15 protein-coding genes are annotated in these 20,333 nt (G+C 46.4%); 5 read left to right on the forward strand and 10 right to left on the reverse strand.

Annotated features, from left to right (window positions below; all coding sequences use genetic code 11):
* Window positions 1-9: 9 nt before the first annotated feature.
* Window positions 10-387, reverse strand: a complete 378-nt coding sequence (locus ACMVP2_RS25720; protein ID WP_339795284.1) for a Fur family transcriptional regulator — start codon at window positions 385-387, stop codon at window positions 10-12.
* 180 nt (window positions 388-567) lie between these two features.
* Between ACMVP2_RS25720 and ACMVP2_RS25725 the strand changes: the two genes are divergently transcribed.
* Genes ACMVP2_RS25725 through ACMVP2_RS25735 form a run of 3 tightly spaced genes read left to right on the forward strand, consistent with a single transcriptional unit; the run spans window position 568 to window position 2,344 of the window.
* Entirely contained in the window at window positions 568-1,476 is a 909-nt protein-coding gene (locus ACMVP2_RS25725; RefSeq protein ID WP_416868227.1) for an NAD(P)/FAD-dependent oxidoreductase, read from the forward strand.
* A 15-nt stretch (window positions 1,477-1,491) separates the two neighbouring features.
* Window positions 1,492-1,737, forward strand: coding sequence for a hypothetical protein (locus ACMVP2_RS25730; protein ID WP_416865705.1), 246 nt, complete (start codon window positions 1,492-1,494; stop codon window positions 1,735-1,737).
* 1 nt (window position 1,738) lies between these two features.
* Window positions 1,739-2,344, forward strand: coding sequence for a class I SAM-dependent methyltransferase (locus tag ACMVP2_RS25735; RefSeq protein ID WP_416865706.1), 606 nt, complete (start codon window positions 1,739-1,741; stop codon window positions 2,342-2,344).
* A 45-nt stretch (window positions 2,345-2,389) separates the two neighbouring features.
* On the opposite strand, the gene ACMVP2_RS25740 is transcribed toward ACMVP2_RS25735, so the two are convergent.
* The 4 genes from ACMVP2_RS25740 to ACMVP2_RS25755 all read right to left on the reverse strand — a co-directional run bounded on the left by ACMVP2_RS25740 (window position 2,390) and on the right by ACMVP2_RS25755 (window position 7,633).
* Entirely contained in the window at window positions 2,390-3,070 is a 681-nt protein-coding gene (locus ACMVP2_RS25740) for a hypothetical protein (protein WP_416865707.1), read from the reverse strand.
* 79 nt (window positions 3,071-3,149) lie between these two features.
* Entirely contained in the window at window positions 3,150-3,905 is a 756-nt protein-coding gene (locus tag ACMVP2_RS25745) for a DUF5715 family protein (protein ID WP_416865708.1), read from the reverse strand.
* Window positions 3,906-4,162: 257 nt separating this feature from the next.
* Window positions 4,163-4,660 carry a hypothetical protein gene (locus ACMVP2_RS25750; RefSeq protein ID WP_416865709.1) on the reverse strand — a complete coding sequence of 166 codons (498 nt, stop codon included), beginning with the start codon at window positions 4,658-4,660 and terminating at the stop codon, window positions 4,163-4,165.
* A 57-nt stretch (window positions 4,661-4,717) separates the two neighbouring features.
* The gene (locus ACMVP2_RS25755; protein ID WP_416865710.1) at window positions 4,718-7,633 is read right to left on the reverse strand and encodes a GH92 family glycosyl hydrolase; all 2,916 of its coding nucleotides are present in this window, start codon (window positions 7,631-7,633) and stop codon (window positions 4,718-4,720) included.
* Window positions 7,634-8,086: 453 nt separating this feature from the next.
* On the opposite strand from ACMVP2_RS25755, the gene ACMVP2_RS25760 reads away from it, so the two are divergent.
* On the forward strand, window positions 8,087-9,229 hold the full coding sequence (locus ACMVP2_RS25760; protein WP_416865711.1) for a hypothetical protein: 1,143 nt from the start codon (window positions 8,087-8,089) through the stop codon (window positions 9,227-9,229).
* Window positions 9,230-9,269: 40 nt separating this feature from the next.
* Here the strand turns inward: ACMVP2_RS25760 and ACMVP2_RS25765 are convergent, their stop codons facing one another.
* The 5 genes from ACMVP2_RS25765 to ACMVP2_RS25785 form a co-directional block, all read right to left on the reverse strand.
* Window positions 9,270-9,521, reverse strand: a complete 252-nt coding sequence (locus ACMVP2_RS25765) for a hypothetical protein (protein WP_416865712.1) — start codon at window positions 9,519-9,521, stop codon at window positions 9,270-9,272.
* 89 nt (window positions 9,522-9,610) lie between these two features.
* On the reverse strand, window positions 9,611-10,948 hold the full coding sequence (locus ACMVP2_RS25770; protein WP_416865713.1) for an alkaline phosphatase PhoX: 1,338 nt from the start codon (window positions 10,946-10,948) through the stop codon (window positions 9,611-9,613).
* Window positions 10,949-11,019: 71 nt separating this feature from the next.
* A complete protein-coding gene (locus tag ACMVP2_RS25775) occupies window positions 11,020-12,117 on the reverse strand; it encodes a phosphatidylinositol-specific phospholipase C1-like protein (RefSeq protein ID WP_416865714.1) in 1,098 nt (365 codons plus the stop codon).
* A gap of 75 nt (window positions 12,118-12,192) precedes the next feature.
* Window positions 12,193-13,938: a RagB/SusD family nutrient uptake outer membrane protein gene (locus tag ACMVP2_RS25780; RefSeq protein WP_416865715.1), complete on the reverse strand. Its 1,746-nt coding sequence runs from the start codon at window positions 13,936-13,938 to the stop codon at window positions 12,193-12,195.
* Window positions 13,939-14,106: 168 nt separating this feature from the next.
* Window positions 14,107-17,178: a SusC/RagA family TonB-linked outer membrane protein gene (locus tag ACMVP2_RS25785; protein ID WP_416865716.1), complete on the reverse strand. Its 3,072-nt coding sequence runs from the start codon at window positions 17,176-17,178 to the stop codon at window positions 14,107-14,109.
* Between the two features lie 468 nt (window positions 17,179-17,646).
* Between ACMVP2_RS25785 and ACMVP2_RS25790 the strand changes: the two genes are divergently transcribed.
* On the forward strand, window positions 17,647-20,238 hold the full coding sequence (locus ACMVP2_RS25790) for a M14 family zinc carboxypeptidase (protein ID WP_416865717.1): 2,592 nt from the start codon (window positions 17,647-17,649) through the stop codon (window positions 20,236-20,238).
* Window positions 20,239-20,333: the final 95 nt, after the last annotated feature.

Here is a 20,333-nt window from a genome sequence, read left to right on the forward strand (position 1 = left end):
GCTGCACACCTACGAACAATCGCTACACACTCCGATAAGCACGCAATTTAAACTTCCGACTTTGTAGCCTGTGGGCACTGAAAAGTGAACAAGGGCCGGAAGGCACTCAATGGTTTGGCAGTTGGTACAGCGAAAATGAAAGTGGTTGTCGGGCAATTTGGCCTTATCGTCGCACTTCACACATACGGCAAAGTACTGCTTGCCGTCATCGGCCACAATTTTGTGCACAATGCCATCTTCGCAAAAGCGATTGAGTATTCTGTAAATGGTGGCCCTGTTGGCGTCCACATCCATTTCCCTTTCGATGGCGTCCTGGCTCATTGCTTTTCTTGCATTGGTCAATACCGACAGCACTGCCTCTTTGGATGTTGTGTTTCTTCTTCTCATTCTAATGCGACAAATTTGCAATTAAATATTGCGACTCTGTTGCAATAACGGCAGTGATACCTAGCTTTGCAAACAGCTTACAAAAAAGTGACAAGGAGAAACGTATTGAAATATGGCGGGCTTGCTCTGACAGCATCGGCATTAGCCGGTTCTACAGCAGCATTTACACAACTTAATGAAATGACAGACCAACAGCATTTTGAAGTAATCATTATTGGGGGCAGTTATGCCGGGCTTTCTGCAGCCATGGCACTCGGACGGTCTTTGCGCCAGGTATTAATTATCGACAGCGGGCTGCCTTGTAACCGACAAACGCCCCATTCTCATAACTTCATTACCCAGGACGGTGAAAAGCCAGGGGTAATAGTCGGGAAAGCCAAAGAACAGGTTTTGAAGTACAGCTCGGTGCAATTCCTGAACGACTCTGCCGTTAGCGGGAAAAAGACTGCCGCCGGTTTTGCCATCACCACGCAAGCAGGCCAGGCATTCACGGCGAAGAAACTGGTGTTTGCTACCGGTATAAAAGACAGCATGCCTGGCATCGAGGGCTTTGCTGAATGCTGGGGGATTTCGGTGGTGCATTGCCCCTACTGCCACGGATATGAATTGCGAAATCGGAAAACCGGCATTATGGCCAATGGAGAAAGGGCCTTTCACCTGGCCTCGCTGGTCAATAACCTTACTGACAACCTCACTGTGCTCACGTCGGGAAAAGCAGCGTTTGAGCCGGAGCAAATCTCAAAACTCAAGAGGCACAATATAGAGATCGTTGAGACCGAAGTTTCGGAAATTGAGCATCATAACGGGCAGGTCAAAAACATCGTCTTTAGCACGGGTGCCAGGATGGCCTTTGACGGCATTTACGCAGCCCTTCCCTTCACCCAACATTCGGACATTCCAGCTTTGGTGGGTTGTGAGCTGACAGAGCATGGTTATATCAAAGTAGATAGTTTTCAAAAGACGACCATTGAAGGTGTTTTCGCCTGTGGGGATAACAGCACCATGATGCGGTCTGTTGCCACTGCGGTTTATGGCGGAAACGTGGTCGGTGCCATGATCAACAAGGAGCTGACCGACGAAGAGTTTTGATTTGACCCTACAAAGATGGTAGAAGTTTTTGTCACAAGTATCCGGAATGAAATGCATGCAGAGCGCATTTTAGATGTCCTTCAAACTGGCTTTCCTTACTTAAGAGTCAATATTGACCTATCTGATTCAGCAGCTGGCTTTCCCTGCGGTCATAGCATTTTGAGGGCAGAAGGGGCCACATTTCAGCCGGAAAACATAAGAGTAGCGGTAAATGAAGCCGGGTTTATGTGCGATGTGTTAGAAGATAAAATTTGCAAATAACATGGCAGAGTTTTGGGAAGAAAGTTTCGTTGAGAAGCAGACCATGTGGGGATTTGAGCCATCAAGGTCAGCCGTTTTGACAAAGGATTTTTTCGTACAGAAATCGGTGAAGAACATGCTTATTCCTGGCATTGGCTACGGAAGGAATGCTCAAATTTTCACAGACAACGGAATAGCGGTAACCGGAATAGAAATATCAAAAACGGCTATTGAGCTGGCCAGAAAGCTTTACGGGTCAGGCATGACTATCCATCATGGTTCGGTAGTAGATATGCCGTTTGATGACCATCAGTATGATGGGATATTTTGCTATGCGCTGATTCATTTGCTGGACGCCGACGAAAGGGAGAAACTGATCCGTGATTGCTACAATCAACTTTCAAAAGGCGGCCACATGGTTTTTACTGCCATTTCTAAAGAAGCGCACACCTATGGAAAAGGCCAGCTTGTGAGCAAAGACAGGTATGAAATATTCGAAGGAGTGAAAATGTATTTTTACGATAGGGAATCCATTCATGCAGCGTTTGACAAGGCTGGGCTGTTTGAAATAACGGAAGTCAATGAGAGCTTCCCTTTCTTTCTGATCAAATGCAGAAAGGGAGAGTAGACGGGTTAAAATGCTTCGAAATGCCATCATTCATACTACGCCTGCCTATCCAGCAGCGGCTATCAGAGGCTCCATCTGGGGTTTGTTTGGCTCCTCATAAAACAAGACAGGTGCCTTTAGTTTTTTGATCGCTGCCTCCAGGTGAGTGAAGTTCGACTGTGGGATGTGCACTGGTATTTTGTACAGCCTGGAATCGTTTTTCTCAAATGGACACTTCACCTTCGATTGATACAAATAAGGGATCAGGGTGGTGTTGCAGTTGAGCGCCAGTCGGTCGACGGAATAGGTCTCCAAAAGCTCAGTCAACGTCAAATTGATCTTTTCAAAAAACTCAATTGTTTCAGCCAATCTCACCCTCGAACCAGCCCGGGATTTCCCTTTCTTTTTCAGGTACTTGATCTGGCTGAAGCCTTGCTTCTTGCGGGTCATGTAGGCCCCAAACGAGGTATGATACACATTCTCCTCACCCTGCATCATGCTGATTGTGGCATAACCCGATTCCATACTTATGTAGAGCACCCGGGCCTGGTCGGTAATGATATTCAGATCCTCGTTCAGTGAAAGATGAAGTGGCAGTCGGACACTTCCTACTGGGTTCAGGTCAGCATCCTTTAATACGATAGCGTGTTTTTTGAAGTGGTACTCGTGTGCCGGAAAATGCTGCTTTACCAGCGTGCAGAGCTGCCCGATGGGTAAGTGGTACAAGTTGGCACTGAGTTGATTCATAACTTGAATAAATAAACAATAAGTATCTTAATATCAATTAGATATATGACATTTGCTCGATCTTTGATAATATTTGCAATCACCTGACAGTCACATGAATACACTTGGTTTGACTTTCAAGGAGTACATAACATTTGCCTTCCTCCTGCAGCTTGATTAATTCACGCAGCAATAGATTCCTCAGGCGGTAGGAATAAACGGGCGTGCTATTTCCTCTTTCGAAAAAGCGTGTTTGGGCAATGTCAAATGTTCGTCCATAGTAGTGCGATGAATTATTAGCCGTAGCGTTGAGGTTGTTTTTCCGCAGCGACTTTTGATCTTCAATGGTTCGCAATACTGATGTGACCGAAAACCGATAATCTGTCATTTCTAGTTCCCCGAGTCGATCGCAAAACCTCTCCCCAATAAGGTTTAGAAACTCTGCAGCGGACGGCTGCAGGTAAGGTAATGAGTTGGTTAAATAGGGAATTTCATAGTACTTATTGTCGGTTATTTCATGGAGTTTGTAACGGCTACTAAACGCTTTGGCGTCTGCTTTGTGCTCAGCTTTTGATACCAAAGGCTTTGCCAGTCCTTTCGCTTTGGCTACCTCAAGATGGTAATCGTTAACGTAACGGTGTACTGCCCTATTTTCTTCTTTTGAAAGCACCGCAACGGGCACCATGTCTTCAGTCTTACCTTTTGATGCAGGATAAAGCACCTTGAAAAGCAGCAACATAGTACCTATTACTGCTCCCGTTGCTACAAGGATTTTACGGATACTATACCTCCCCCCTTTTTGATCGGTATCAGGGTTGCCTCGGGAAGGAGACGGAAAATTCCGATTTCTATTCATTTCCAGACCACTGTTAATGCTGCGAAGTGAATAATATAACTCGACTTTTCATTGAAATGGATAATATTTATATCTTATTCGTTGGCTGGCGTGGTGGTCATCAACACTTTCTTCAAGCGGCGTGTCCCTATTTGAGGATGTCGGCTTCATTCGGGCCGTAAGTCCTTTTGAAAATGGCTTGGATAGACCTTCCGCCCAAAGAATAGCTTCTCACCTTCAATGAATGCTATGCTCCAAGAAATCCAACTTGAAAGCATTTAGCTCACAATCACTTTATCCCGAGTGATTTCCTCATAAAAATGATGAATGTCAAACATTTGCTGGGCACCAAACTTTTGTCCCGCCTGGCTAAAAGCGTATAAACTCAATGCCACAAAGAAGAGCCCTGGAATGCTCCACAAGATCGATGCATCCCTACCCAAACTCCAGAGGCTGGCTCCCCACATGCCTAGGAAAAGTGCTAGAATGCCAATGGTCACGTAGCCGAAAAAGAAAAATGCCCAAATAGTTGGATTAGGGCCGTATAAACCTCTTACTGTGACGTCGCTCCCCTCCTGGTCAAATGACAGATGCAATTGTGGAGACCAAATATGCCGTTCGCCGGGGTTTATCTTTATGTACAGATGGTCGGGAAAGTGTGTGAAAGTGAATTGTTTGTTCTGCTCCAGCGCAGCACAAATAGTACTTTCCAGCACATCCTTTTGAGTGGCCTCAATACGGTGCTTGAACCTGGGTCTTATCCTAAAACTTGACATAAAGGAAAGTTAAGTGGTAATCCCAATGCCCACAATGACTTCTGTCAGTTGGAGAGCTCAATACTCCACCACCACCTCGTCGACAAACAAATGCGAGGGATTGCCGGCACTTTCGTGAGAAGGCGGCAGCTTGCCACCAGTTTTGGCCTTTACCTTTACGTAGCGGGCCTTTACGTTGACCGCCGCTCCTAAAAACTGCACCTCAGCAGCAATCATCTCTTTCGGAACGGTGTTTTTGACAGCGGTGAGCGGAGTGAATATCTTCCCGTCGTTGCTCGTTTCGAAGGTTACCGATTCTGGATACACAATCCAGGGGCTCACGTCCTGCAACACATGCACAGCCACCCGCTTGATTGGGCGCTCAGTTTTGAGGTCTATCACGGCCTCAAAGTCCTGATCGTAGTAGCTTTGCCACTGCCCCGCTTTCCAATTTTCCGTCCCAATGATCCCATCTATCAATGCTCCATTTCCTCCAGCAGTGTACATGGGATACACCTCACTGAGTACCTCTATGGTTTTGTCGTTGGGGAGCAGGTAGAACTGCTGAGCCACTGTTGGCGAGTTCACAGCCCCTCGCTTGACATAAGCTTCCACTTTTGCTGTCTCTTTCACCCAAAATGGTGTTGCGTATGTTTCAAACTGACCGCCATTGAGGGAATAGAAAATTTCCGCTCCTTCAGTCATAGACATGATATCTACCTGAAGCGAATCCTGGAATTTGAAGTTGTCCATATTGAAATAGGGTACCGCCACAAAATCGCCTTCAGCAATGGCCGTGTATGGCATCTGCCCCTCCAATGTGCCTAATTGCTTGTTGGGTTTGTCGGTCATTTCGAATGTGAGGCTACCGCCTTTGGCCAAGTCTTCGTGATGGAAGTACGTTTCATTTTTTACTTTACCATTCAGTGTTATCTTGTTGATATAGATCTTTTTACCTGATGCTGAAGGAGCGCTTACAGTAAACGTTTTACCATTCTCCATGTGGATTTTCATTTCGGTGAACAAGGGCGTTCCTATGGCATAGACACCACTGCCGGGTGTGACAGGGTAAAAACCCATGGCACTGAAGACAAACCAGGCCGACATTTGTCCACAATCTTCATTGCCGATCAGTCCATCGGGCTGGTTGGGATAAAACTCAGTGCAGATCTGGTGCACAAGTTCCTGTGTACGCCAGGGTTTTCCCACGTAGTCAAACAGGTAAGCCATGTGGTGGCTGGGTTCATTGCCATGGGCATACTGGCCGATTAGCCCTGTTACATCGCTTTGGTCACGTCCGCTGAGGCCTTCACTTGTGGTAAACAGCTCTTCAAGCTTTTGGGCTGTTTGCTCCTTTCCACCATAGAGTTTTATCAACCCGCTTAAGTCTTGCTGGGCTGTAAACGAATAGTGCCAGGCATTGCCTTCGGTATAGAAATTATTGACTTCGCTCGCCTGAAAAGGCGCATACCAAAAGCCTTGCACTTTGCCCCTGATGAACCGGTTGTTATAGTCAAAAAGGTTCTTGTAGTTTTGGGCACGCAGCAGGTAGGTCTCGCTGATGTCCTTTTTTCCCAGCCAATTGGCCATCTGAGCAATGCACCAATCGTCATAGGCGTATTCCACTGTTTTGGAAGCACTTTCATGATCGACATCGTTGCTTACATAGCCCTGCCGAATGTACTGCCTGTGCCCAAACCTGTCGCTTTCGGCATAGTCGGTCATAGCCTCCAAAGCCAGGCCAGCATCAAAGCCTCTGATGCCTTTCTGGTAGGCATCGGCTATCACGGGCACTGAGTGGTAGCCAATCATGCAAAAGGTTTCGTTGCCACTCAGCTCCCAAACAGGCAGCATGCCACCCTGCTGGTATTGCGTGAGAAAAGTGTTGATCCAATCGGTAGTGCGGGCACGATTGATGATGGTATGCAGCGGATGAAGGGCCCGGTGGGTGTCCCAAAGTGAAAAAACGCTGTAATAAGTACCCTTTTCTATTGTGTGTACTTTCAAATCGGTGCCACGGTAGTCGCCGTTTACGTCGGTGTAGGTATTGGGGCTAAGGCTGGTATGGTAGAGAGCGGTGTAAAAGGCCACTTGCTGGTCGTGGGTGCCACCTTTTATGTCAATTTTGCCCAGCTCCCTGTTCCAGGCAGTATGCGCCGCTTTTTTCACTTCTTCAAAATCAAACCCAGGTATTTCAGCATTGAGGTTGAGCAAGGCGTTTTCCATGCTCACTCCCGAAATACCAATCTTCATTTTGAGTTTTTTGTCAGCCTTCAAATCGAAACTGAAATAAGACTTGACGTTTAGCCCATCGGCGGCTTTTACCCCGGTCTTCAGGGTATCGTTCAGGGCGATCCCGTAGTTTTTGATTGGCTTGTCGAATTTGATATGAAAATACACCCCCTGATTCTCAGCCCAGCTTTTGCTGCGGCGCATGCCTCTGACTTCATAGTCGTTGACTATCTCCAGGGAAGACTCCAGCACTACATCACGGTGCCTGAGGTCCAATAAAATTTTGCCCTCGCCGGCTTTTTCGAATGTATATTCATGCATGCCTGACCGTGTGGCCGTGGTGAGTTTTGCAAGAATATTGTGTTTATTGAGCAGTACCTCATAGTACCCAGGTTCGGCTTTCTCCTCACTATGAGAAAATGGTGAGCGATACTCGCTGTTATTCCAATGGACTTCGCCAGTGAAAGGCATGACGAGGACATCGCAATAGTCGGGGATGCCTGTGCCGCTTAGGTGAGTGTGTGAAAAGCCGTACATCAGCGAGTCGGAATAGTGGTAGCCACCACATCCATCCCACCCCTCAAGTCTGGTATCAGGGCTTAGCTGCATCATGCCAAAGGGCATACTCGCTCCGGGGTAGGTGTGTCCGTGGCCGCCCGTGCCGATGAAGGGATTGACAAGGGAGGCATGGTTGGTTTGAGCTGCTACAGTGGCCACCTGCGCAAAAAGAAGAAATGCTATAAAAGACAGTTTGTGGTACATTATTGACTTGGTAAAGGATGCTTTAAAGTGTCCACCATAGGTGAATGGTTTCGCAGAAGAAAGAAAATAGTCTAGATCGCTTGATCAATCGGCAACCTAGCTACATCACCTCTAATTCATTTTTCTTCTGCATTTGATAAAAGTAAGAAATTACCTAAATAAGGTGACATTGGCTGTCTTGGAAGATGAATTGAACGGACAAAAAACTTGATAAGGATGCTTAGTTTTTCTGTTCATAAGTCAATGAAAGATAGTAATTTATGAGATAAAAACATTTATACTTTCAAAATGAAACCTCCATTTTTTTGTTCTAAACAAGATCATATTGAAAAAATATATATTTATGATTGATAATTTGGAATCTATATCATGAAATTGAACAAAATAGTAATCATCTGTCTGCTGCTTGGGTTTTTAGCTTGCCAAAATGATGATTCCCTCCCTGAAATAACTTTGTTAACATTTACTCGAGACGCCAGTCTCCCCACATCCTCTTCCGATGATTGGATATTTGCCACAAGTCAAACCGGAGACATCCTCGACATAAAGCAATTTGAAGCAGGTGAAACAACTGTATTGAAAAGCGACAGAGTAACCTCCTCCGATAAAGTCAACATTACAATTTTTCATTATTTCCAACCAAACACCGAAACCATTGAATTTACAAGTTACTTGAGCATAACTCCCGGTCAGACTTGGGTAGTTAAAAGGGAAGATTCTTTTTCACCTTCCAAAATAGGAACTGCTACATTTAATATCACGACTGCGGGCTCCTTTGTTCCTCTGGCAATAAATATTTCAACCAATACAAAGTCATATGTTACAAGGCCATCAAGTCCTACCAGCGATGTGACAATTGACCTTTCCAAGTCGCCAGAAAGGATATTTGCAACTCACACAATAGGTGGGATTCCCTCTTATTTTGAAGCAAATGATATAGAAGACGGAGACAGGATAACCGCTGCTTACACTACCGATTTTAAACCTTTAGAAAATCTTTTCAATATTGAATTGTTGGTAAATGAGTCCTTTTATGGCAGTGTGTCCGGCATTTCCGACATACCCGGGGTTGATCCCTTCTACATCAAGGGTTTTCTCAATTACAACGGTTCCAATAGCTCCCAGCAATGGGGTTACAACAGTGGCTTTGATGTCTATCGAACATCGATGAGTAAAAGCAGCGACAAGGTTTCGAGGCAATACTTTAAGTTGGGCTCTCCAGTTACTAACATCCCTTTTCCTGATAACGCCGTTTCGATTGACAACAGTGGTTTTGTCAATCCTGAGTTTTCTTTTTCTGGTGACTATCATCTGAGAAGTAGTCGTTGGACCGCTTTTGTAGCCGACTACAACAGCGTGCTGTCCTGGAGGGTATATTCCCCACCTGGAGGAAAGCAAGTGTTTTCAAAAATCCCCAACGAAATTGTTGACCTCTATCCATCTCTTTCAGTCGAATCGTTGGCACCAAAGGATAATACCTTTACTATTTACCTGGATGGGTTTAGTTACTCCGATTTTGTCATCTCACAGATGAATATCGGTTCTGCAACGAAGCCCTATTCGGCAGAGTATCAAACAATAATTGTTCAGAATTAGTGAAAAACCTTTGGACAAGCATTGAAACAGGCAAACACCTTCACCCCACCTTCGACTCAGAATACAAATCATAGGCAGCTATCAGCGATTCATTGCTGCTGGCTCCAGGGTATCTTTCGTAAGTCTGTATTTTTTCCCGGGTCTCGGCATAGACTGGCAAATACTTCGAGTCGAGTTCGTCCCAAATGATGAGCATATACGTGTAGCTAAGCTTGCTGTTTCGGCCAGCTTCCAGCCAATCGTTAAAAACCTGTTCGTCAAGTGTTGTGGGGAAATCTGCGCCGTGAAACATAGAGGAAGGAGAATGGTTTGTGTGAATTTTCACGCAAGTTAAGGAGCCACTCTGGTTCACCAAAACAGCCCCTTCTTTTAAGCCGTATGTTACACTGCCTGAAGCTTTTCCCAGGGCCCGGTGATAGCCAGCGTATCTCCATTCTCCTGCACATTGACAAAGAGCGTTTTGCCTGAAGGTGAAAAAACAGCTCCTGTCAGTTCAGATTTTGAGCTCCGGTTCACGGCAAACTGGCGCAGCTCTCCATCCTTGCTGATGAGGTGCATGCGGTTGAGCTCACCGTTGTCTTCACAAACTAAAACTTCTCCCCAGGGAGCAATGGTCACATTGTCGCACATGTGTAGCACCGTTTTGTCTTCTGATTCAGCGAACAATTCTAGCTGCTCTTTTTCAATGTCATATCTAAATATTTGCCCGAAGTTTTTGGGCCCACCATTGGTGCAGGCGAAGTAGATTTGGCCGTCGGCATTCCACATGCCCTCTCCCCGTGCAAAGCAGGCGGCTCCCCCTTCAAATCCTCTGATTCTCAAGTCGTCAAGCGGAGAATCTACATCGTCGACATCCTGCCATACCACAGGGTAACCTATCCCCTGCTCTACGCCTCGCTCCTTCCAGTTTCTGGTGTCTAGTTTGGGTTGATTACCCACGGCCAACGCCTGAAGTTTTCCTCCCTTATGCAGGTCTTTGGGATCTTCGGGAATAAAACGATAGATAAGGCTGTCCGATGCATCTTCGGTTTGGTAAATAATACCCGTTTGCGGGTCTACCGCTACGGCTTCGTGATTGAAGCGGCCCATGGCTTTAATAGGTCGTGGTTCAACCAGTCCGGTGGCGTCAGCAGGTACATCAAACACATAGCCGTGGTCTTTTTCGATGTTTTCGCCATCGGCTTTGGTTGTGTCTTCCTCACAGGTAAGCCAGCTGTTCCATGGGGTAACTCCCCCCGCACAGTTGCGGTAGGTTCCCGCCAGACTCATGAATTCTTCTATTACCTCTCCCTTTTCTTCATCATAGATCAATGTGGTCGTGCCACCCAATCCTGGAAGCTCTCCCCTTCCAGCATCATAAAGCCTGGAGATATCGACCTTGGCAAGCAACTCCCTTTCCAACCCAAAAGGGCTGTTTTCCAATGGTGTAGGGCTGTTCTCATGGTTGCGGATAATGATGACTTTGCCATCCTTTCTCAAAAATGTTCCCATTCCGTCGGCTCTGCCGGGAACCAGCAAGCCATCGCTCATTGTGCTGCCAGCCTTGGAAATGATTTTGTAAGAGAATCCTTCTGGCAGGTCCATGTAATTCTTTGGATCAGCTTTTAGGGGCAAAACGGTGGATTTGGCTGCATCGGTGCCTTTCTGCACACATCTGGACAGCGACAAAAAACCGAGTGATACTACTGAAGTTTGGTATAGGAAAGTGCGGCGTTTCACTGGCTTGAGAGTTTAGTTAAAGGTTATAAAGTTAATAGGATTTGTTCCCGAAGGGTATTTAAACATTTGCATTATGGCAGATCGCATGTTGATGAATTTGTCAACACAGGATTGCATCGCTGATACCTGCCATCAACAAAAATAATCTCAAAATCTTTGTCAGGGCTCAACGACTTCAGATAATAGTCGGTAGTGATCACCTGCGCTCCAGACCGAGTGGCTGCTTCAAACCTGGTCTTGTCTCCAGTACGTGCCTCCCTGGTGTCGGCATCAGAACGGGTGCGAACCATAAATCCCTGTTTTACCAGCTCAGCTATTTGCTTTTCCTGTTTAACAGGGTCGTTCATGATGAAAAAAGCGGCATGTGGGTTATCATTGTTGGTACTAGAAAACATGGGTCTTGCATAGTTTTCATCGCCTTCCATGTACAGTTCCGTCAGCTCATTTCCGGCATCAAATACGAAAAGTATCTTTCCTCTCACCTTCGCCAGGTCGGGCCAGCCTTTGTCAATAATTGCTTTTCGTAACGTTGCTTGCTTCCCTTTAACCTGTTTCGGGGTAACTAGTTCGCTGTCATTGAAAATCTCAAGAATCTCCCCATCCAGGGCATCCAGTACTTTTCTGTCAAAAGGCAGGACTTCCGCAAAACCAGGCCTCTCCAGCCCTGAGATCTTTGGATTGATGGTAATAATGATCGGCAGGTGATCGCTGTGAGATTGTGACCAATCACGAATATCTGACAGACATCCTTTGAAGGTAGGACAGTGACTCCTGAAATCGATATCCGGCACATGAAGCACTTTGAAACCAGGCTCGTTCATGGTCTCCGCATTATAAGGTTCTGGCTCCAGTCCCATGGAGGTAAGCATGTCAAGTCCTTTGGGATGTGAGAATCGCCCTCCTTCCGGGTCATACACAACATCGATTTCGAGGCTTCTAAGGCCCAAATCCAGCTGTTGCGTCAAGGGAATGTGTGTATAGGCCAAGCCTATTGCTTCCGGATTTTGGGATACGATCAAGTCCATCAATGGCTTCTCGATACCGATTTTGTAGCTATTGTGGCTGCCAATAACCTGCATCTGGTTCATTTTAAGCTCCTGAGCTTTTAAGGAGACAAATGACAAGCAAACGGCTACGGTGAAAATAAAGAATTTATGTAAGGGCTTCATAGGCGTTGGGTGAGGTAAAAAAGGTCGAAAGCTTAGGCTCCCGACCTTTAATCAATACTCTACTTTGTTATAAAATTAATAGCCTTCGTTTTGGACTAAAAATCCTTTTTCACTGGAAGCGCCGTCGATGGCTTTCTGCGGAATTGGGAACAATCTTTTGTGCACGTCACTATCGGTCTTACCTGTCCAGCTCTCTTCGTATTTTCCAAAGCGTATCTGATAGGTTCTTCTCAGGCCCTCCCAATACAATTCGAAACCAGTTTCACGGAACAACACCTCCAGATCGATGGAAGTCAAAGCCGCTGGCGTCTGTGCCGGGCGGGCCGTTCTGGAAGTTCTCAGGGTATTCACATCTTCGAGCGCTCCGGCATTGTCACCGTTTCTCAACTTAGCTTCAGCACGCATCAAGTACATTTCACCCAACCGGATCAAAACCACATCCACGCTGCTATATGAACAACAGTTGGTAGCTGTGTGGCTAAACTGGTATTTCGAAAACCTGTAGCCTGTGTTATGCAGACTCCCCTGTTCAGTGAAATCAACATTGAGGTTATGGTCCACATAACGAATGTTGGCACCGCTGGTTCTTTTGTTGATAACGGGATAGATTCTTACCGTGCCATCGTCGCATTTCAAAATATTGCCTCCAGCATCTTTTCTGGGTCCCCATATGATGCCACGAAGTATGCCTCTGTTTATTTCAAACTTCTCAGCCTCAATGCAATAGTAATGTTCTGAATCATTTTCTGGGGTCACCCCTGTAAGGTCTTTAAGCTCCTCGGGGATAATCGTGTTTTCCATAAAAAAGCGGGCGTCGGCATCGGCAGGATCTTCACTCCCGTAAGCGTCCACCCAATGCTGGAAGAAGTCAGGAGTAGCTGCTACTGCATCGGTGCCTCGTGTGCTTGGAAATTCTGGTCTTGGTACCTGATCACCGGATATTGGCCAATAGGCCCAGCGGCTGTGTTCGGTTTCAAGTACACCCCTTTGGTCAAGCGCAAAAATAAGCTCAGAGTTAGTGTGGTTGTCATCACTGAACACATCAAAGTATTCGGCAGACAACGAATGTGATCCGGAAATAACATAGCTGGTATACTGAATTACTTTGTCCATGTCCTCTTTTGTAAAGTTAGGCGTGCCATAAGGATCACGGTAAACAGCAGCATTCAGGTATAAACGAGCCAACAAGCCACTCACAGCGTCTTTGTTAAGCCTCCCCGGGCCGTTATCGTTGTCCATCACGTCTACTACTGACAGCAGCTTGCCTTCTATATAATCGATGGCTTCTTGTCCTCTCAGAATGACAGATACCTGATCCGACCGCTCTTTCTTGAAAACAAGGCCCCAGTTATCAAGCGCCAGCATGTTGAGGTATGCATTCATAGCAACCATCTCATAGAGTGCCGCCTGAGCTTGTTGATTACCCTTTTCGGCTTCGGGGCGTAGTCTCTCCTCAGCTATAACTGCTCTCGACAGACATAACGTGATGTACGTCCACGAGTCACCCACCAGGGCGTTGCTTGGGGTCATTAGATGCTGATGTACTGCGATGAACTTGCCGCCGTCGTACCAATCGGTACCGCCACGGTAAGGAAGGATGGCCTCGTCGGAGGCAACCTCCTGCAACCCAAAATTAACGGTATGCAACCATACCTGCCGGAGAAGGCCATACACTGGCGCTATCGATCCGCTGACAACTTCCGCCTGGCCTGTTCCGGTCAGGGACTCGTCGAGAATATCTTCCTCTAAAGAGGTGCAGCCGAAAAACGTAAGCAAGAATATAGCTACTGGCAGTACTTTGTTAAATCTTATGTTATTCATGTGTATATAATTTATTTCTCAGCGGCCACATGGAATAGCTTTTACCAATGAGAATGAATATTTAGCTTTTCGATCCACTTATTCATTTCCGTTGGGTATGGTATTCCTTATGGCTATTTCATCTGATTTCTTTTTTTGTGTGTTACAAAAGAACCGTCTGTGTCCTTTTTAGAATGTTACATTAAGGCCGATCAGAAATGTTCTTGCCTTAGGATAGGTAAAATAGTCGATCCCAAAAGTTTGAATTCCTCCAGAAGTAGAGCCAGTATTGATTTCAGGGTCATATCCGGAATAATCAGTGATTATGAACAGGTTTTGACCAGTTACTGACAAGCGGATGTTTTGGAATGCATCGCTCAATCCGATTTTGTCTGAGTTCAGGTTGTATGCCAGTGTGGCGTTATTCAACCTCAGGAAAGACCCATTCTCCAAATAGCGTGTAGATACTGTATTGGCATTTGAAATGGCCTCATTTGGATACTGAACCGCAAAGTCCGTTGTATTATTAGACTTGGTCAATTGCGCCTTGGTGAACAGCGTCATGGCTGTGTGATTATAAATCTTGTTTCCTGCCACACCATTGAAGTTAAAGCCAAGGTCAAAATCTTTGTACTTGAAGTTAAGGTGATAGGCATAAATGAGTTTTGGAATAGCACTGCCCACCACACTACGGTCGTTATCCAGGGTGGCGTTGTCATTGTTAATATCCTTGAATATGTTCAGCCCATCTTCACCAATACCTTCAAACTGGAACATATAGAAAGCGCCTATCGGTTCATTGTTGATATAGCCGTTAATAGTTGCACCAGTTTGGCCAGAGCCCTGGGCCGATCCTGTGGTCAGCACTGTGTAGGGGGAGTCAACCACCTTGTTTTGAATGTAGGTGATATTACCGCCAATATTGTACGAGAAGTCACCACGAGGTCTGCCATTATAGTCCAGTGCTAACTCGATACCATTGTTTTGGATTTTCATGTCACGGATGTTGGTCCAATACGTAGCGGTAGGCTGAACAGGGTCGGCAGGAGTAACTTCCAACAGTATATTCGACGACTCTTTGTTGAAATAGTCTACACTGCCCGACAATTGGCTGTCAAAGATTGTGAAGTCAATGCCTGCATTGATTTGCGTAGAGACTTCCCATTGCAGATTAGGATTCGCCAACCGTGTGAAAACAATTCCGTATGGGTACCCGCCAATGGCAGTTGCATCCGGATCGAGAGGATAAGTATTAAGGCTTTGGCTGCCTGTTATCAACCTATTTTCCGAATAACTGGCCTTGGTGATCTTGGACGGTATCTCCTGGTTGCCCGTTTGACCCCAACTGGTACGCAACTTCAGGTTATTGAAAACTGAGTTGGCCATAAAGTCTTCATTGCTGATGTTCCATCCCAGGGCCAGAGAAGGGAAATAACCATATTTATTGTTCTCACCAAACTTCGAAGATCCATCGGCCCGAAGCGTGGCGGTAAACATATACTTGTCGTCGTAGGTATAGTTAAGTCTTCCGAAGTAAGACTGTAGCTCGTTCTTAACTGCAGAGGCGTCTACTGAAGTAGGATATACTGTTGAACTGGTTTGATCCTGGTACCTGGGCTCGATATTGTTATTGGCAAAGCCCCGGTAAGAAAATTCCCTGTCTTCCAGTAGAAATTTTTGGTAAGAATGTCCCGCCAATAGAGTAAAGTTGTGAACATCCTTGCGCCAATTGTAGTTAAGCGTATTCTCTACCAGCTGATTGGTGTTTCCGCTAATTAGTGTGGATAGTGACCCATCGGAAATATTGGACTCATTTATTACCGAAGTAAACGGCTTGTACTGCTGATCCCTGGTTGTAGCGGAATAGTCAACACCCAGGTTCAGCTTATAAACAAGGCCATCAAGAATCTCTATTGAAGGCGAAATAATGGCCAAAATACGGTTATTGATAGCCTGGTCACTGTATAGTTCATACCTTTTCAGGGGATTTAGGGCATTTGTGATCAATGAGGTAGGCTCACCGTTGGTATAGGCCGGAACAGTGGGGTTCAAATTGAGCATATCACTGATTGTAGAAGTGATACTGGGACGTAGATTTTGCGTATGAGAGGCAGTAAGATTATAGTCTACATTTAGCCTGCCGTTAAGCGCCTTTTGGTTCATATTTAACTTACCCGAATAGCGTTTTAAGTTGCTATTCTTCAGGATGCCTTCCTGATCCTGAAAACCTACCGACGTGTAGTAAGAGAATTTCTCAGTGCCCGCTCCACCAATAGATAAATCGATCTGCTTTGATAGACCTGTTTGAGTCAATTCGTCCTGCCAGTTTGTGTTTCCTCCAAAGTCGTCCAGGGTTCCACCCTCTGCCACTACCTGCTTGCGAAACTCGTCGGCACTGAATACATCAATTTGATTAGACATAGATGACCAGGCTGTTGATGCCGAAAAATTCATTTCAGTTTTTCCGGCTTTCCCTTTCTTAGTGGTTATCACAACAACCCCATTCGACGCCCTTGCGCCATATACCGCTGTAGCACTTGCATCCTTTAGCACGTCGATGCTTTCAATGTCGTTGGGGTTCAGAAAGTTAAGAGGGTTGGTGGCAATGCCCTGAGAGGAATTGTCGAGCAAAAAGCCATCGACTACGTAAAGTGGCTGCGTGCCTGAGCGCAAACTTCCAATACCACGAATAATGACATTCTGCGAAGCACCGGGTTCACCACTGGCAGCAGTTACATTTACACCTGAAACTTTGCCTTGCAAAAGCTGACCGGGGTTTGTAACAACTCCATTGTTAAAATTTTCTCTCTTTAGCGAACTGATGGCACCCGTTACATCAGATTTTTTCTGCGTGCCATAACCAATCACCACAAGCTCTGCCAGTGTTTCGGAGCTCCCAGCCAAAGACACAGAAATCTCCGACTGACCTCCCACTGCCACTTCCTTTGTTTCAGCCCCCACAAAGCTGAAAACCAAAACAGCATTTGCAGACGACACTGTTAGTCTGTAGCTGCCATTCACGTCACTCACAGTTCCGTTGATGGTTCCTTTTTCCAGAATGTTCACTCCAGGCATTGCCGAACCCTCTTCATCTGTTACGCTTCCAGTCACAACTACTCCTGCCTGAAACATATTGCCTCTTGCCAGCAGGTCTTGTGACGGCAGACTGATGAAGAATAACAATCCCACTATCAAAAAGGACTTTACTCCCTTTGCTAGCAGGTGGCGCCCCGCACGGAGCAGCTGGTACAAATTTTTCATAGAAAAGCTTTTAGAAATTATGGATGTATAAATTTTCCTTTACAGCCTTCTCCCGGCTAAAGGAAACCCAAAATAAAAGCGGAACACAATGAGTAAATGAAACTCTCTGTTAAGCTTAGGTTAGTGGTTTACTAAGCTTTTGGAGGTTAGTTAATGAGCATTTAATGTATAGTTCGAACGAACGCATGCAGGAATTTTCGGCCGCTAGTTCTACTATTTCAGAAGAAACTGTTTGCCCTTGAAAAACAAGATGTTATTGCGAATTGCAAATCATCAATGTGGGCTGATAGGTGCTTGTCCTTCTTTGAATGGCGCTTAACGGTTCCATAACCTGACGATAATAAGATCAACGATGTGCCTCACCACCAACCGCCCTTCATCCTATAGAGCAAACCATAACCTGAGCCCTTTCAATTTCAGTAGAGTTCAAATAGATTGACTGTATCAATCAATCCAAAACTATCTCTCATGACTCAAAATGCTTTACTGTTAATAAAACGCTGCCTGGGATTAGTCCTGCTGGCAGCATTTCTAACCACCTCCTACACTCAAGCGCAGGCAATTCCCACACCGGAACAGTTTTTCGGCTTTCAAATGGGTGCCGACCGCAAGCTGGCTCACTGGAACGACCTGGTGAAATACTATAACCAGTTGGGCGAGGCCAGCCCACGCATGAAAGTGGTGAACATGGGTAAAACTACCCTGGGCAACCCTTTCCTTGCGTTGTACATTTCTTCACCGGAAAACCTGGCCAAACTCGACGAGTACAAGGCCATGAACGCCAAACTGAGTGACCCCAGAGGCGTCCCACAAAGCGAAATCGACCAGATCATTGCGACAGGGAAGGCTGTTGTAGTGCAGTCGTTCGGGCTTCACTCCAGCGAGGTGGCTGCGTCTCAAACAGCAGCCGAGTTTACCTATGACATGCTTACCCGTACAGACACGGAAATGATGACCATTCTCGATAATGTCATTTCTATCGTCATTCCCTGCTTCAACCCTGATGGGGAGATCATGATCACCGAATGGTACCGGAAGTATGTAGGCACGGAATACGAAGGCAACAGCATGCCATACCTCTACCACCATTATATCGGGCACGACAATAACCGGGATGCCTACATGCAAAACACTATTGAATCTGTTTACGGTGCCGACATCATTTTCAGACAATGGATGCCGCAAGCGTATGTCGATCATCACCAAATGGGCGCTTATGGCGCCAGGATCTATGTGCCGCCTTATGCAGAGCCCATCCGCCCCGACGGCGATCCCCTGGTGTGGAGAGAGATGTCGTGGTACGGCGCACACATTGCTTACAAAGAGGAAGAGAACAACAAGTCGGGTGTGGTGAATGCGGCGATTTACTCAGGTTGGGGCCATTTTGGCTTTCACTGGATCACGCCCTTCCACAATATCGCCGGTATGCTTACGGAATCAGCCAGTGCCAGACTAGCTACTCCTTTGTTCGTGCATCCCGATCAGTTGGAAGGAAGTATTCACGGCATGCCGAAGTACGAAGCACAAACCTCCTTCCCTAACCCATGGCCAGGCGGATGGTGGCGAGTGCGTGACATTGTGGAGCAGCAAAAGATTGCCGCACTGGCCATTGCGGACATTGCAGGCCGCAACAGAGAAACCGTATTGAAAAATGCTTACCTGAAAGCTTCCAGACAAACGCAACGTGGTGCTGAAGGTGAAGTAAAAGCCTACATCATTCCGGCAGAGCAGCACGATGTACTCACGGCCAACAAACTGGTAAATGTGCTTCTGGGTCAGGGTGTGGAAGTGAAGAGAATTGACTCGCAGTTGATTCACGAGGGTAAAGTGTATGGCGCCGGTTCTTATGTGGTCAGCATGGCACAACCTAAGCAGGGGGTGGTTCGCTGGTTGCTGGGCCGTACGTTTTACCCTGATAATGAATACACCCGTGACCGCAACAATGACCCCATCAGGCCCTACGATATGTCAACAGACAACGTGGCCGAGTACATGGGCGTGCGGGTAGATCCGGTAAGCACACCTTTAGCAGGCAATTACCCCAGGGTAACGGAAAAGGTGGTTTCTAAAGGCACTGTGTATAAAGGGAGCAAAGGATACGTGTTGTCGGGCACTCACAACGATAGTTTTACAGCGCTTAACCTGCTGTGGGACAATAAAGTAAAAGTAAGCAGGGTAACCAAAGCAGGCAGCGGAGTTCAACCTGGCGACTTCGTGGTGTCCACAGTATCTGCCGACGTCGCCAGCAGTATCTCCGCTCAAACCGGTGTGGACTTCAGGCCATTAGAAGCAGATGTAGCTGCTATTAGCCAACCGATGACACGTCAGCGCATTGCACTATTTCAGCGCTATATGGGCGGCAATATGGATGAAGGCTGGACAAGGCTGTTGCTGGAGAATTTCAAATTTCCTTATACCACCTTGATGGACAAAGAGATTCTTGCCGGTGAACTCAATAAGAAATACGACGTGATTGTGTTGCCTGACGACGCCATGTCGGCGATGACGGGCGAAGGCGGTGGTGGCCGGAACCGGGCGGAAGACTTTCCGCCCGAATACAGGAGTGGTTTTGGGCAAAAAGGCGTGGATGCCCTAAAGGCGTTTGTTGAAAACGGGGGAACTCTGGTAACCTTCGGTAGCGCAGGTGAATTGCCTATCGAAAAATTCAAGCTACCGATTCGCAATGTGGTGAAAGATGTGGCCAGTCAGGAGTTCTGGTCGCCTGGCTCTACCCTTCGGATGAACTTCGACAATTCGAATCCACTGGCCTACGGTATGCCTGACTCAGGTTATGGGTTGTTTGTAGGCAACAACGATGTGTATGAGGTAGTGCGCTCCGACGTGGGTCATACCATAGACCGGATCATCACCTATCCAAAAAGAGACATTCTGCAAAGCGGTTGGCTGCTGGGAGAAGACGTTATTGCTGAGAAGACTGCCATGGTTTCCGTTGGTTTGGGCCGGGGAAAGGTAGTGATGATAGGTTTCCGTCCACAGCTTAGAGTTCAAACGCATGGGACATTTAAATTGGTGTTTAACTCACTGGTATTAAGTAAGTAAAAATATAAATATTAAAGCAAAAGTTAAGACGTAAGGTATGTGCCTTGCGTCTTTTTTCTGGCTGCTTACTGTCAGCTGTTCAGATCATGAGATAG

Source organism: Imperialibacter sp. (assembly GCF_048007035.1).
In the GTDB taxonomy this organism is placed as follows: Bacteria; Bacteroidota; Bacteroidia; order Cytophagales; family Cyclobacteriaceae; genus Imperialibacter.